The sequence below is a fragment of the Pseudomonas sp. ICMP 8385 genome (assembly GCF_002699915.1).
Taxonomy (GTDB): domain Bacteria; phylum Pseudomonadota; class Gammaproteobacteria; order Pseudomonadales; family Pseudomonadaceae; genus Aquipseudomonas; species Aquipseudomonas gessardii.
In genome coordinates this window covers 1-15,670 of the sequence record NZ_LKBY01000104.1, presented here as the reverse complement: position 1 = coordinate 15,670, position 15,670 = coordinate 1, and the positions used below count along the sequence as shown (strand labels likewise).

Annotated in this window: 9 protein-coding genes and 1 pseudogene; all 10 read left to right on the top strand. The window is 58.6% G+C overall.

Annotation, left to right across the window (positions count from 1 at the left end; translation table 11 throughout):
* Positions 1 to 26 precede the first annotated feature (26 nt).
* Positions 27 to 3,353 (top strand): type I restriction endonuclease subunit R, encoded by a 3,327-nt coding sequence (locus AO268_RS17565; protein WP_099169396.1) that lies wholly within the window; start codon positions 27 to 29, stop codon positions 3,351 to 3,353.
* Positions 3,350 to 4,051: a M48 family metallopeptidase gene (locus AO268_RS17560; RefSeq protein WP_099169395.1), complete on the top strand. Its 702-nt coding sequence runs from the start codon at positions 3,350 to 3,352 to the stop codon at positions 4,049 to 4,051. The genes AO268_RS17565 and AO268_RS17560 overlap by 4 nt, the downstream gene beginning before the upstream one ends.
* 5 nt (positions 4,052 to 4,056) lie before the next feature.
* Positions 4,057 to 6,435 carry an McrB family protein gene (locus tag AO268_RS17555; protein ID WP_099169394.1) on the top strand — a complete coding sequence of 793 codons (2,379 nt, stop codon included), beginning with the start codon at positions 4,057 to 4,059 and terminating at the stop codon, positions 6,433 to 6,435.
* A gap of 13 nt (positions 6,436 to 6,448) precedes the next feature.
* Positions 6,449 to 7,780, top strand: a complete 1,332-nt coding sequence (locus AO268_RS17550) for an McrC family protein (protein WP_099169393.1) — start codon at positions 6,449 to 6,451, stop codon at positions 7,778 to 7,780.
* Positions 7,781 to 8,236: 456 nt separating this feature from the next.
* On the top strand, positions 8,237 to 8,755 hold the full coding sequence (locus tag AO268_RS17545; RefSeq protein ID WP_099169392.1) for an RNA polymerase sigma factor: 519 nt from the start codon (positions 8,237 to 8,239) through the stop codon (positions 8,753 to 8,755).
* Positions 8,752 to 9,723, top strand: a complete 972-nt coding sequence (locus AO268_RS17540) for a FecR family protein (protein WP_099169391.1) — start codon at positions 8,752 to 8,754, stop codon at positions 9,721 to 9,723. The genes AO268_RS17545 and AO268_RS17540 overlap by 4 nt, the downstream gene beginning before the upstream one ends.
* Positions 9,724 to 9,827: 104 nt before the next feature.
* Positions 9,828 to 12,260 carry a TonB-dependent siderophore receptor gene (locus tag AO268_RS17535; protein ID WP_099169390.1) on the top strand — a complete coding sequence of 811 codons (2,433 nt, stop codon included), beginning with the start codon at positions 9,828 to 9,830 and terminating at the stop codon, positions 12,258 to 12,260.
* Between the two features lie 136 nt (positions 12,261 to 12,396).
* Entirely contained in the window at positions 12,397 to 13,740 is a 1,344-nt protein-coding gene (locus AO268_RS17530; protein WP_076962711.1) for a GntT/GntP/DsdX family permease, read from the top strand.
* Positions 13,741 to 13,766: 26 nt separating this feature from the next.
* Complete coding sequence (locus AO268_RS17525) at positions 13,767 to 15,122, top strand: D-serine ammonia-lyase (protein WP_099169389.1); 1,356 nt, start codon at positions 13,767 to 13,769, stop codon at positions 15,120 to 15,122.
* 33 nt (positions 15,123 to 15,155) lie between these two features.
* Positions 15,156 to 15,578 (top strand): annotated as a pseudogene (locus tag AO268_RS17520) (LysR family transcriptional regulator); the annotation flags it as partial.
* Positions 15,579 to 15,670: the final 92 nt, after the last annotated feature.

Sequence of the window (15,670 nt, the reverse complement as noted above, 5' to 3'; positions counted from 1 at the left end):
GCCTGAACTGGATTAAAGGAGTAACCGTGGGCTGGGAATTGGATGACGTCGAAAAACCCTTTGTGGCTCAGTTACAGGGGCTGAACTGGAAGCATATCGAGGGCAGCCTCGACGACCCGGCCATCACTGGTCGCAGCAGTTTCAGTGAAGTGATTCAGCGAGCTGCACTGGCCGAGCGCTTGCTTGCCATCAACCTGCGCGACGGTCAGCCCTGGCTGGATGAGCAGCGCATTGCCGAAGCACTGGCGGCCATTACCCGCGTGGGCGTCGGCAAGCTGATGGAAGCCAACCAGACAGTCACTGAGCTGCTGCTCAAAGGCATCACGGTCGATGGCCTTCAGGGCTGGGAAGGCGGACGTGGTCAGACCATCCAGTACATCGATTGGGCCAACCCGGCCAATAACCACTTCCGCGTGATCAACCAGTTCCGAGTGGATTGCCCACCGGGGTACAACAGCGGCAAGAAATTTATCGTCCCGGATCTGGTGTTGCTGGTGAACGGCATCCCGCTGGTGGTGGTGGAATGCAAGAGCCCATCCATCCCAGAACCGCTGGCCGAAGCTGTCGATCAATTGCGCCGCTACAGCAACCAGCGCAAGGCGGCCTTCGAAGTCGAGGACAACGAGGGCAACGAAACACTGTTCGCTAGCGTGCAGCTGTTGGTCGCCAGTAGCTACGACGAAGCACGGGTGGGCTGCATTGGGGCCGGCTTCGGGCATTTCTCACAATGGAAAACCGTGGTTGGCCCGGAGGGTAGCGGCAGCGAGCAGTCAGTAGCCGAGCAGTTGGGCAAAGCCAAACTGTCCGAGCAGGAGCGCCTGGTGGCAGGCATGCTGACGCCGGCCCACCTGCTCGATCTGATCCGGCATTTCATGCTGTTCATGCCGGTTGGCGGGCAGACCATCAAGACGGTCTGCCGCTACCAGCAGTACCGCGCGGTGAACCGCACGGTGAACCGCATGAAACGCGGGCAGACACGCCTTGAGCACGGCGAGAGCGACCAGCGCGGCGGCATCGTTTGGCACACTCAAGGCTCAGGCAAGAGCCTGACCATGGTATTTCTGGTGCGCAAGATGCGCACGGATACACAACTGCGCCGCTTCAAAATCATCGTGGTCACTGACCGTAAAGACCTGCAAAACCAGCTCTCCGCCACCGCCACGCTGAGCGGTGAACTGCCGGAGGTGGCCTCCAATATCGAGGGTGTTAAAGCCTTGGCACGTCGCCAGGGCCCCGGCTTGGTATTCGCCACCATCCAGAAGTATCGCAATCCCGAACAGGAAGAAGATGGGGAGGCGTCGATCCCTACGCAAGCTACTGCCCCCCTCAAAGCCGCAGAAAAGCGTGCGCCCTACCTGGTAAGCAAACCATTCGAGGTGCTCAACCACGACGAGAGCATTCTGGTATTGATCGATGAGGCGCACCGCACCCAGGCCGGCGATCTGCAGGCAAACCTGCTGGCGGGCCTACCCAACTGCGTGCGTATCGGCTTTACCGGTACACCGATCATAATGGGCGATAAGAAACGCACCCACGAAATTTTCGGCGCGTTCATCGACAAATACACCATCAAGGAAGCCGAGGCAGATGGCGCTACAGTGCCGGTGCTTTACGAAGGACGCACTGCCCAGGGCGCATTAAAAGATGGAGCGAGCCTGGATGAACTGTTCGAGGATTTGTTCCGCGAGCACAGTCAGGACGAGCTGGAGCTGATCAAGAAAAAATACGCCACCAAAGGCCATATCTTTGATGCCCCCGCGCTGATTGCAGATAAGGCGCGCGACATCCTCAGACATTACGTCACCAATATCCTGCCCAATGGCTACAAGGCGCAGGTGGTAGCCTATAGCCGGATTGCGGCAATCCGCTATTTCCACGCACTGCAGGTCGCCCGCGATCAGTTGTTGGCCGAGGCCGAAGCGTTGCCAGCAGCCGACAAGGACCTCGACGATGAAGCACTGTGCCAGCGTCCACCCAAGCTGCAGGCGCGCGTGCAGGCGTGGCGCTATCGCGACAGGCTACGCAGCCTGGAATTCGCACCGATTATTTCCGGCTCAAATAACGATCCGGCCGAGTGGAAAACCTGGACGGATGGCAGCAAGCACGAGCTGCTGATCCAGCGTTTCAAGAAGCCCCTGAATCATGAGCAGCCAGGCAAGACCGACCCATTGGCTTTCCTGATTGTTAAGTCTATGTTGCTCACCGGCTTTGACGCCCCCATCGAAGGGGTCATGTACCTTGACCGGCCAATCAAGGAAGCCGAGCTGCTGCAAGCCATTGCGCGGGTCAACCGTACTGGTTTCGGCAAGCGCTGCGGTATCGTGGTCGATTACTACGGGGTCGCCAACCACCTGCGCGAAGCGCTGGCAGCCTATGCCGACGAGGATATCGAAGGTGCGCTGAGCAGCATCAAGGACGAGGTGCCGGTGCTGCGCGATCGTCATCTTCGTGTAGTGGATGTGCTGCGTCGCCAGGGCATCGAGTCGCTGGAAGATGCCGAAACCTGCATTGCCGCACTGGAGTCGGAAAAGGTGCGCGCCGAATTTGCGGTAAAACTCAAAGCGTTCCTCAACTCATTGGACACCGTGCTGCCACGCCCCGAGGGCCTGCCCTTCGTCAAGGATGCCAAGCGCCTGGCCTATATCCACGCGCGAGCACGTGGGCGCTACAAGGACCTGCCGCAATTGGGCAAGGATGTCGGTGCCAAGGTGCGCAAACTGATCGACGATCATGTTATCTCACTGGGCATCGACCCGAAGATTCCGCCGATCCAGCTCACCGATGCAGACTTCGAGAAACAGTTGTCGCGAAGCGTCAACGACCGCGCCAAGGCATCAGAGATGGAGCACGCCATTCGCTCGCATGTGCGCAAGCACACTGATGAAGATCCGGTGCTCTATCGCAAGCTGTCCGAACGCCTGAACGAGCTGCTCAAGTCGCTGGGCGAGCAGTGGGATCAGTTGGTTGAACAGATGCAGAAGATCATCAACGAGCTGCGCAGCGGTCAAATGAGCGATGGCTACAGCCCCCTGGATTTGCCCGAACACTATGCCCCCTTCCTGCGCACCCTGCTGGATGTGGTGTGTGCCGACGCCAATCCGCAGCCCGCCGAGCTGCTGCGTTTGAAGGATGTGACAGTGGAACTGGTCGATCTGTTGGTGGGCGAACTCCAAAGCCACCGCGATATCTGGAGCCCGCGCAAGCGAGCGGCACAGGAGGAGCTGGCCGGGCAGCTATTTGATTACCTGATGCGACTGCGTCCGCCCTTGGTGGATAGCGATACGGCGGGGGTGCTGTCTGACCGCCTGATGGATCAAGCGAGAGCCAGCCATGAACGGTTGATGCAGCTGTGAGCAGTCAAACCCTCACCGTAAACGATCTGCAACTGACGCTACGCCGCAGCGCGCGGCGCAAGACGTTACAGATCACCGTCGAACGTGACGGCGCACTTATCCTGTTTGCCCCGCCAGAGGTTGAGGAGCAAGCGCTGCGGCAATTCGTAGCGGAAAAAAGCTTCTGGATTTACTCGCGTCTTGCCGAAAAGGAACGCCTGCAGCGCTCAATCCCCACTAAGGAATACGTGGACGGAGAGGGGTTTCTATATCTGGGGCGAAGTTACCGCCTCAAACTGGTTGATGAGCAGGATGTGCCGCTTAAACTCTCTGCCGGTCGCTTCCGCCTGCTGCGTAGCGAATTGCCACGGGCCCGCGAACACTTTATCCGCTGGTACAGCGAACATGCCCGCAACTGGCTGGCCTTGCGCGTCAAGAACCACCAAGCCCGCATGGACCTGATCCCCAGCGGTGTGCGTGTGCAGGATCTGGGCTATCGCTGGGGCTCCTGTGGCAAAGGCGCACAGCTCTACTTTCACTGGAAAACAATCCTGCTGCCCAAGCCCATTGCGGAATATGTGGTGGTGCATGAGATGGTGCACCTACAAGAGCCACATCACACCCCAGAATTTTGGCTCCGCCTGGAGCGCGTCATGCCTGACTACGCACAGCGCAAGACATGGTTGGCAGAACACGGAATTGATGTTGAAGGAATCTGAGTACCATGGCGGACTATTTTACCAGTGACCATTTCGAGCTGTTGAGCAAGTGGGCAGGACACAAGCGTGACGAGTCCAAACCCGAGCAAAACCAAGCTTACGATGATCTGAAAAAGGCCTATGCAGTCACACAGGCATGGGCTAACAAACTCAAGACCACGCTGTTTCCTGTAGGGCGCGTCGAAATTCGCAAGCGGCCTACCAACCAGGGTAATCATTTCTCTGGCTACAACTGGGCGAAAATTTACCCCTCACCGGAAGCGCCTAAGGAACTGGCCTTTACCGTAGGAATCGATGCCGACGACGGCTTTGTGGTCAAGATCGATACCGTTGGGTTGGGCGAGTCTAGTAAAACGCGCAAAACCTATTTAGCCCTACGAGGCGACTATCACAACGCTCCCTTTGTAACAACAATGTCCGCTGGCGATGGTTTGGAAAAGTCGCTAGACCAGCTCACTGCATGGAGCGTTGAAGCCATCCGCAACTTCGAGCTGCGTTACGAAGAGGTAGTAGCCAAAATGAACCTGAGTAAGTCACTGGGCGACGACGACCTGCTCCAACACTTCGATAGCAAACCTGCATTCCAAACTTTCCGCGCCTCATGGTCGCCAGAGGACAAAGCGATGTTCTGTCGGTTGGCACGGGCTGTTCATATGGCCGGCTTGGACTGGTGGCACTCGGGCAGAGATATCCAGGTGCGATTTGGCCGCAAGAACCCCGGAAGCGAACGCGCGATTGGCGTACTTGGCATTGTGCGGGGCACGCGAGTGCGGAAGCTCTCTTGGAAGCGTGAGGTTGGCGCTCTCCCCATCATCCACCGTGAGCCGCTAACTGACGAACTGCTCACGAAGATTGAAGCATCCCTTGCTGACAAGCATGACTTACTCAACGACTGGCTATTACTTGAAGCCGAACGACCTGGACTATGGCCGGATCAACTGCGGGACGATCCAGTGGAGGACAGCGAGGAGCCTGACGAAGAAGACACTGCTGATTCTGATGCAGTAAGGCTTCCCCTCAATCGTATCTACTACGGCCCACCCGGCACGGGCAAAACTTACGAATTGTCGAAGCTAATGAAGCGAGAGTATGAGCAAGTTACGACCTCAGTATCTAAGGAAGAATGGCAAAATCAGTTTGTGAGCGAAAGGATCGCCAGCCTTACCTGGTGGGAGGCGACCGCTGCAACCCTTTACCACCTGGGCGGGAAAGCAAGTGTCGATGAGTTACTTGATCACCCATTCATGCAATCGATTGCCGCCGCCAAAAGCGCGAACAAGAGTGTGCGGAACACCGTTTGGGGCGCTCTCCAGTACCATGCAATCGAGTCCTCCGAAACCATCAAGATGAGCAAGCGAATGGCACCGGCTGTCTTCGACAAGCTATCGGACTCATCATGGATACTAACTGGAGACTGGGCGGACGCAGCTGCCGATCTGAAGCGGCTGGTAGACGAGTACAATGCAGGCCCTCCCTCAGCCGAATACATCAAGCGCTACAGTTTCGTCACCTTCCATCAATCGTACGGGTACGAGGAATTCGTGGAGGGTCTGCGTCCGGTTCTCGAGGGCGACGCGGAATCCGGTGAAGTCCAATACGAGATCCGCGCAGGTGTCTTCAAGGACTTGTGCCGCAAAGCACGTATGGCGCCAGATCAGCAGTTTGCGATGGTGATCGACGAGATCAACCGGGGAAACATCAGCAAGATCTTTGGCGAACTGATCACCTTGATCGAATCTGATAAACGCGAAGGAGCTAAAAACGCCATCTCGGTGACTTTGCCATATTCCGGAGAGAGTTTTTCGGTACCAGCCAATGTCGACATTATCGGCACTATGAACACGGCAGACCGATCCCTTGCGTTGCTGGACACCGCCTTGCGTCGCCGATTCGAGTTTGTGCCGTTAATGCCGGACGCTCGCGACGAGCCAGGAGCGCCGCTTGCAAACCTTCGGGTCAGTCTGGGGGAGCAAGTGGTGGATGTGCCTCGTATGCTTGATGCAATAAACCAGCGCATTGAGGTGCTCTACGACCGCGACCATTGCATCGGCCATGCATACTTCACAGCATTAGCACAGGTGCCTGATGGGGATGAACGATTTGTAGCCCTGCAACAGGTGTTCAGCACACGTATTCTGCCCCTGCTCGAAGAGTACTTTTTCGAAGACTGGCAAAAGATCCGCCTTGTGTTAGCAGACAATCAGAAATCCCAAGCCGCACGCTTTATCGTTGAGGGTGAAGATCAGGAGGACGATCTGGCTCGCCTGTTCGGCAGCGATCATGGCATGGACAGCTATTCCACTAAGCGCCACTACGCTCTGCAGAAGGCTGCGCTCTCTAATCCGGATGCCTACATTGGCATATACAAGACGCTGTCGACCTGAAAGGCGGAGGCACGTGAGCGGAATATCGATTTACGAATTTGACGTGTTGATGGCTGCGACTTCGACTGGCTCGTTGTCTGAGGGTACGCACATTATCCCGGACACGGTCTACGAATGGCTTGAGCGCCAGTGCCTGCTGGCCTCCAACGACAGTAGGCCAGCGTGGCTGCGCCTGACTCAACGGCGCGGGCATCGAGCCGTTCAGGTAACTAGTTTTGTTGGAGTGGTACGTGCACCAGACGGTTACCAAATCGAGGTGCTGCCGAAAGTTGGAAAAGTAATAGGTGCAGGCGCATTGAAGGCTCGTCAGCTGTTGATCGAAATGCTCTGCTGCCTTCAAGAGTTCCGCCACCTTCAAACTGACACCGCCAAGCTCGCGGCGGCACGAATGCCCTTGCTGGAAGTTTTTATTGCCGAGTTCCTACGCACCGTCGGGCATATCATCAAACAAGGACTGCGCAGCACCTATACCACTCAGCAAGGCAACCTGTTTGCCCTTCGCGGCAAACTGATGATGGAATCCCATCTGCGGCAAAACCTTTATAGGGCGGACCGATTCTTTACAGAGCACGACGAGTTCTCGATTAATCGTCCGGAAAACCGTTTACTACACACCGCATTGCAACGAATCCTGCAACTGACGGCATCTCAGGCCCATCAGCAACTGGCCCGAGAACTTAAATTTGTCTTCGCAGAGGTCCCGATTTCAGCGGACCCTAATATGGACTTCCAGCGGGTACGCCTTGAGCGGGGAATGGGTTACTACGAAGAAGCACTCGCTTGGTCAAAGTTGATTCTAGAACAGCAATCACCCATGACAGGCCGCGGAGGCAATCATGCTCCGTCGCTGCTGTTCCCAATGGAGGCAGTATTCGAAGCGTTCGTCTCCAAGCATCTCGCGAAGCAACTGGCGAGGCCGCTTCATCTGAAAACCCAAGCACGCAGCCATCACTTGGTTCGCCATCAAGAACAGCATTGGTTTTGTCTAAAGCCAGACCTGTTGATCAAGGATGCCAAGAAAGATCTGCTGGTTCTCGATACAAAGTGGAAACTGCTAGATGGTCTCAAGGCAAATGGGACGAATAAATACGGCCTCGCACAGGGTGACTTCTATCAGTTGCAGGCCTATGGGCAAAGCTATCTGAATGGGTCGGGAGATGTGGTGCTGATTTACCCCAGGACTGGGGCATTTGATCGACCGCTGCCAGTATTCGAGTTCCCCAAGACAGGCGGACTGCGGCTATGGGTACTGCCTTTTTGCTTGAAGTCACGCCAGCTGATGGTCCCAGGCGATGCGCCGTTCAAAACGGTGTTCAAAGACTCGTGTGGCGGGTTACCTGAGTAGCGGGCTGAGCTGGGTTTGGCAAACCCGCGACAGATGGCCTAGTTAGCTTGGCCGCTTTCGGATAAACAGATGATCTTTTCGGCCATGCCTGCAGAACGGTAATGAGACATTTCGCTAGATTCAGCTCTCTTGGTATTCCAGCCGGTATTCCAAAGAATTTTACGGAATCACATTAGTCAGATAGATCAAATGCCTAAGTAACGAATTCAAATTCCCCCGGCCCACCACTTCATCATCTAAAGACGTCCACGAACGTCTTTTTTTGTGCCTGAAATCCTATAACCCACAAGCTACGAAGGCTTTCGAGTTCCAGGCGATTTCGTGCCCCAATGAAACTCTCGCCTTTCCGCCCCCCCGCTCCAGGCAGGTCATGCTACAGACCTTTTAAATGAGATGACTTCTCATTATAGTGTGCCACTATTCGCGCAATCGCTCAGCACCAAGGTAGCAGGGGCAATGGAGATGCAAGGCGATCAAAAGAAACTCAGCGCGCTTTTTATCGGCCAGCGCAGTGCGTTAATCCGTATGTTGTCGCGGGTGGTCGGCTGTGCAAGTCAGGCGGAGGATCTCGCCCAGGAGACCTACCTCAAGGTGGCAAAAGCGTTGTATAGCCGACCGATTGAACACCTGCATCCGTTCCTCTATCAGACCGCTCAGTATCTAGCCTTTGACCACCTGCGCAGCATGCGCAGTAAAAGGCGTTTCGAGTGTCAGCTAGCTCAAAGCGTGGTGGTCGAGGTGCCGACTTCGGCACCGGGCCCGGAATGTCAGGCCCATGGCCAGCAGCAACTGCAACAGTTTCAGCAGGTGCTGGGGACCTTGCCCACGCGCCAGCAACAAATCCTGGTTCTGCATAAACTGCACGGTTTGTCTCAGGGCGATATTGCACAACGGCTGCAGGTATCTTTGAGTACAGTGGAAAAAGACCTGCGCAATGCGCTCAATGCCTGTGCCAAAGCTATCGACTTACCATGACTGAACCGACTCAAAACGTTATCCCCAACGATGCTGCCAGAGAGCAGGCGACCCGTTGGTTTACCCAGCGTGATGAGATTGCGCGCAACCCCACCACGGGCCAACGCTTTGCCAGGTGGCGTGACGCCGACCCACAGCATGCGGCTGCGTATGCGCATTTAGAGGCGTTGTGGGAGGCTCAGTCATTCCAGCAAGCCTTGCAAAACCTGGCCGTCGACCTGGAGTTGCCACCGGCCCCATCATCGGCCTCAACGTGGCGCAGCAAGACTCGACTCTTTGCCAGTGCGGCCGTGTTGCTGGTCGCCCTCGGCGCCGGCTGGATGGCCGATGTGCCCATGCGCCTGCAAGCCGATCACATGACCGATATCGCCCAGGTCAAACCCTTTGACCTGGAAGACGGCTCGCACATTGTGCTGGGCAGCCACAGTGCGATCAGCACCGAGTTCGACGCGGCTCAACGCCGCATCCGCCTCCTGCGCGGCGAGCTCTATGTCGATGCCGCTCACGATGCCAAGCGTCCGCTGAGTATCGAGACGACGGACGCCACCATTACCGTGGTCGGCACTCAGTTCAGTGTCAGCAAGCGCGGCAACGACGTTGTCGTCGCCGTGCGCCAGGGCCTGGTGCGTTTTGCCAATCGCGAGGGCAAACAGAGCCTGTTGCAAGTCGGTAACTGGCAGCAACTCCATGACGGCCATTTGCAACCCTTATCCCTGGAAGGCGCTGAACGGAAGATGGCCTGGCTCAATGGCCGCCTGTCCTTCCAGGACACCCCCCTGGCGCAAGTCCTTGACGAAGTGCAGCGCTACTACCCGGCGCCGATCTTTGTCCTGAACGCCGCCGCTGCGGGTGAGCGTGTCAGCGGCAACTACCAACTGGATGATCCGATGGCGATCGTGCAAGCACTGAGCAAAGTGACGGCCACCCAGCTTTATCGTCTGCCGGGCGGGTCGTTGGTCATCCGCTAAAAGCAGTGGCCGATCCTGCACGAAAAAAGTTTTACGGTTTTTGGGGCTTCAACCCGTCAAGGATTTTGCTTTTGCAAATAATTCTTATTCATGACGGAGCCCGCATGCCTTTCCCAGCACTCACTTCGACTCACGCCCGGAGCATACTTGCGCTCGCCATTTGCCTGGCCTGCAGTCACGCTGTTGCCGTCGAGCGCGCCGACACAGCGGCCAGCCGCGAGGTGCCAACCACCCATAGCTTCGCCATTGCACGGCAGTCGCTGGTCAACGCACTCGATCAGTTGAGTGTGCAGAGCGGGCTGCAAATTGCGTATTCCTCGGACATGGCCCAGGGCGTCGAATCCTCGGGCGTCAGTGGCCAAATGACCGCCCAACAGGCGTTGGCTCAACTGCTGAAGGGCACGCGGCTGGACTTTGAACAGAACGGCGCAAACGCAGTGCTGCTCAAACCTCGCCCCCAAGCGTCGGGCCCGCTGGAGCTTGGCACCACCAATGTGATCAGCAACCAACTGGGCACCGTTACCGAGGGCTCCGGCTCCTACACGCCGGGCACCATCGCCACCGCCACCAAATTGGTACTGACGCCACGGGAGACACCGCAGTCGATCTCCGTGGTGACCCGCCAGGCCATGGACGACTTCAGCCTCAAGTCAATCGACGACGTGATGCGCCATACCCCTGGCATCACCGTGGCCGCTTATGACAGTGAACGTACCTCGTATTACTCGCGCGGGTTTGCCATTCGCAACTTCCAGTACGACGGCATTCCGATCCTGCAAGATGCGCAATATTCTTCCGGCCACACCCTCACAGACACCGTGATCTACGACCGTGTCGAAGTCCTCAAGGGGGCCACCGGCTTGCTCACCGGCGCTGGCGGCCCAGGCGGCACCATCAACATGGTGCGCAAGAAGCCAACCGCCGAATTCAAGGGCTACATCGACCTGGGCGCGGGTTCCTGGGACAACTATCGCTCCGAAGTGGATGTCAGCGGCCCGCTGACCGAGTCCGGCAACGTCCGTGGGCGGGCCGTTGCGGCCTATCAGGATAAACACTCATTCCTCGACCACTACCAGCGCCAGACCGCCGTGTACTACGGCATCCTGGAGTTCGACCTGGCACCCGACACCCTGCTGACGGTCGGCGCCGACTACCAGGACAGCGATCCCCAGGGCTCCAGCTGGTCGGGCTCGGCCTCGCTGTATGACTCGGCGGGCAATCGCATCAGCACACCGCGCGGCTTCAACAACGGGGCCAAGTACAGCAAGTGGGCACAGTACACGCGCACCGGCTTCGCGACGCTGGAACACACCTTCGACAATGGCTGGGTGGGCAAAGCCCAGTACAACCACCAGATCAACGGCTACGACGCACCGCTTTCTGCCCTGCTGAACCCGAACGCAACCACCGGCAAAGCCATGCTGCTGACCCGTGCCTACGACGGTGAAACCACCAGCGACACCGGCGACCTGTACGCCACCGGCCCGTTCAGCCTATTCGGCCGCGAACATGAGCTGGTGGTCGGTACGTCGGTATCGCGCTCGCGCTGGATCGGCCGCAACTACACCAGCGCCATCTACACCGATGGCAATAGCCACGACTACTTCAACTGGGACGGCGATGCCACTAAGCCAGGCCGGGGCCCGGAAACCAGCTACAACGACGAGACCACCCGCCAGAGCGCCGGCTACATGACCGCCCGTTTCAGCGTGACGGATGACCTGCACCTGATGCTCGGCACCCGGGTCAATAACTTTGAAGTGACCGGCACCAGCCAGGTCAAGGACACCGGCAAGGTCATGCCTTACGCCGGCATCACCTACGACCTCAACGAAAACTTCTCGGCATACGCCAGCTACACCGATATCTACCTGCCGCAGCGCGAATACCGCGATATCAATGACAAGCCGGTGGAGCCGGACGAAGGTAAAAACTACGAAATCGGGCTCAAGGGTGAGTTCTTTGATGGCCGCCTGAACTCCAGCCTCGCGTACTTTGAGGTTCACGAAGACAATCGCGCAGTCACCGACGACAGCTACGTAAACGGAAGCATCCCCGGGCTTGATGGTGCCTACAAGGGGGTTGAATCCAAGACCAAGGGCTACGAAGCGGAAATTTCCGGGGAGCTTGCACCCGGCTGGCAATTACAGGCGGGCTACACCCACAAGATCATGCGCGACAAGCAGGGGGCGAAGCTGTCCACCTGGGAACCGGAAGACCAGGTCAATATCTACACCACCTACAAGCTGACCGGCCCGCTGGACAAACTCACCGTGGGCAGCGGCGTGCGCTGGCAGGGTACGGGTTGGAAGCTACTGACGAACAACTACACGACGGGCACCCAGGATAACTTCTCCCAGTCTCCACTCTGGGTAGTCGACGCGATGGCCCGCTATCAAGTTACCGACAACGTCTCGGCCGCCCTCAACATCAACAACGTCTTCGACAAGAAGTACTACACCAACATTGGCTTCTACAACTCGGTTTACTACGGCGACCCGCGCAACGTCATGCTGTCGACGCGCTGGGACTTCTGAGAACGTACAGCGCCCCTGGCCATAAGTGAACAGGCCTCAGCTAGCGCCTGACGAATCATCGTTTGTCCCCGCCATAGGCCTGAAATCTAATCCATCGCAAACAACTAACAATAACTGCGATGGAGCAGACCCACCCATGTCCCCTACCTTTTCTCTATTGATCCTTGGCGCGTCGATCCTATTGATTGTCGTGCTGATCGGTAAATGCCGTGTCCATCCGTTCCTGGCCCTGATCGCCGCCAGCCTGCTGGTGGGGGTCGGTACGGGCATGACCCCCACCGCGATTGTCTCGGCATTTGAGAAGGGCATGGGCAGTACGCTCGGGTTCCTTGCCGGGATCATTGGCTTGGGCAGCATCCTCGGCAAGTTGCTGGAAGAGTCTGGCGGCGCCAAGCGCATTGCGACCACGCTGCTGCGCCTGCTGGGCGAGCAGAACGCCGCGTGGGCGATGATGCTGGTGGGCTTTATTGCCGGGATTCCGGTGTTCTTCGAGGTGGGATTTGTGCTGCTGATCCCGCTGATTTATGTGGTTGCCCGGCAGACCCGGATCAACCTGTTGTACCTGGGCGTGCCGCTGGCGACCTCGCTGATGGTAGTGCACTGCATCCTGCCGCCGCACCCCGCCGCCACGGCCATTACCGGCATGCTCAATGCCGATATCGGCAAGGTGATTCTGTACGGGCTGATCGTCGGGTTGCCCACGGCGGTGATTGCCGGGCCGATCTGGGTCAAGCTGACCTGCGCGCGGCAGGCCCCGGCCGGCCAGGCTCAGTTTCTGGCTGAGCGTGGCGAGGGGAGCATCGATGACAGCCAGGCCCCCAGTTTCGCCATGGCGATGATCACGGTGCTGCTGCCCTTGGCGTTGATGGTCGGCAAAACCCTGGCAACACCTTTACTGAGCAAAGGCTCGATGGCGTTTGAATGGGTGTCCTTCATGGGCAACCCGCTGATTGCCCTGGCGCTGTCGATTTGCTTTGCCTACTGGTCCCTGGGCCTGCGCCGTGGGCTGGGCATGGGCGATCTGCTTGAGCTGACCCACCGCTGCTTCCCGCCACTGGCCGGCATTCTGCTGGTGATCGGCGCCGGTGGCGCGTTCAACGACATGCTGGTCGGCAGCGGTATCGGCAAGGTCCTGGCGGATGTGCTGGGCCAGTCCAGCATCAACCCGATCCTCCTCGCGTGGTTGATCGCCGGGCTGATGCACTTCGCCGTCGGCTCGGCCACCGTGGCCATGATCAGCACCGCCGGCATGGTCCTGCCGATCCTCGGGCAAAACCCGCAATACAGCCCCGAGATCCTGGTGATCGCCATCGGTGCCGGTGCCATCGGCTGGACCCACGTGACGGACTCGGCGTTCTGGGTCGTAAAAGAGTACCTGGGGATTTCCCTCTCCGAAGCCCTCAAGAAATTCACCGGCGCCACCGTGCTCGCTTCGGTGGCGGCCCTGATCTTTACCCTCATCCTTTCCCGGTTTGTATGATGAACCCCACTTCAAAGGCAGTGCCCATGATTCAAGGTAAAACGCTCGACGCCTGGTATGAAAGCCACCCGGTCATCAAGGCGCTGGTCGCACTTGAGCAGGTCAGTTGGTTCAACCCCGCGATCGCCCCGACCGCTGTGGCCCTTGGGGATGTCGGCCTGAGCCTGGACGATGTAAAAGACGCCAGCGCGCGCCTGCTTCGCTTCGCGCCCTATCTCGCCAAGGTGTTCCCGGAGACGGCGGCGGCGGGCGGTATCATCGAATCGGCGATCCAACCGCTGAAGGCCATGCAGCACGCGCTGTTGAGCGAAGCCGCCCTCCCCGACTGCGGCGCGCTGTGGCTGAAAAAAGACAACGACTTGCCCATCTCCGGCTCGATCAAGGCCCGTGGCGGTATCCATGAAGTGCTCAAGCACGCTGAAGACCTGGCCCTGCAGGCCGGCTTGATCAGCCTCGACGATAATTACGCGGCCTTGGCCGGCGAGCATGCACGGGCGTTCTTCAACCAGTACAAAATCGCCGTGGGCTCCACCGGCAACCTGGGCCTGTCCATCGGCATCATCAGCGCCACGCTGGGGTTCCAGGCGACGGTGCATATGTCATCGGATGCACGCCAATGGAAGAAGGACAAACTGCGCGCCAACGGCGTGACGGTGGTGGAGTACGCATCCGACTACAGCGTTGCCGTGGAAAACGGCCGCCAGCAGGCGCAAAACGATCCGGCCTGCTATTTCATCGACGATGAAAACTCGCCCCACCTGTTCCTCGGCTATGCCGTGGCCGCCGAGCGCCTGGCCCGGCAGTTTGAAGTGGCCGGGGTGCGGGTGGACACCGAGCATCCGCTGTTCGTGTACTTGCCCTGCGGAGTTGGCGGCGGCCCTGGTGGCGTGGCGTTTGGCTTGAAGCTGGCGTTTGGCGATGCGGTGCACTGCGTGTTTGCCGAACCGACCCACTCCCCCTGCATGCTGCTCGGTGTGTATACCGGGCTGCATGACCAGGTGAGCGTGCAGGACTTCGGCATCGATAACCTCACTGCGGCTGACGGCCTGGCAGTGGGCCGTCCCTCTGGCTTCGTCGGCAAGGCGATGCAGCGCCTGATCGATGGCTACTACACCGTCACCGACGAAGAACTCTACCGCCTGATGTTCCTCGCCCATGAGCTTGAAGGGGTAAAACTCGAACCTTCGGCCCTGGCCGGCGCGCCAGGCATTGTGCGGGTGCTCAAGGACGCGCAGTATTTGCAACGCATTGGCGTCGGGGCCACGCAGTTGGCCAACGCCACGCACTTGATCTGGGGAACCGGCGGCAGCATGGTCCCCGCTGAAGAGTTCGCCACCTACCTGGATAAGGGGCGCGCTCTGCAAACGACCACCCATCGCTGATCGCCGGCGGTTGACGCGAAGAGGGATACCCACATGGCAGCACCTGGCCTGAGCAAAGCGCCCAAGCTCAACGGCGCCCACCTGTCCAACCTGCATACGTTCCTGGTCGCCGCCCGCCACCTCAGCTTCGCCCGCGCCGCTGACGAGCTGTGCCTGACCGCCAGTGCGGTCAGCCACCGCATAGCGCGCCTGGAAGAAGAACTGTCGCTCAAGCTGTTCCATCGCTTGCCGCGCAAGGTCGACCTGACCGATGACGGCGAGCGGATTTTCAAGGTCATGCAGCACACCATGGACACCCTGTCCGAGGCTGTGCAGGAGCGTTCCGATACGCAGATCGAAGGCCAGCTGTGCTTCTACGCCAGGCCTTCCGTCGCGCAATGCTGGCTGGTGCCAAGGCTGGCCGATTTCACCGCCCGCTACCCCGGGATTCAACTGGATGTGCGGGTCGGCAACGAACCGATGTAAGCGCGCGCCGGATTTGGCACCGCGTTGCGCGATGATTGGCACGGCCCATTAGGCTTCAACTTGCAGAGTTAGGCGCGATGATT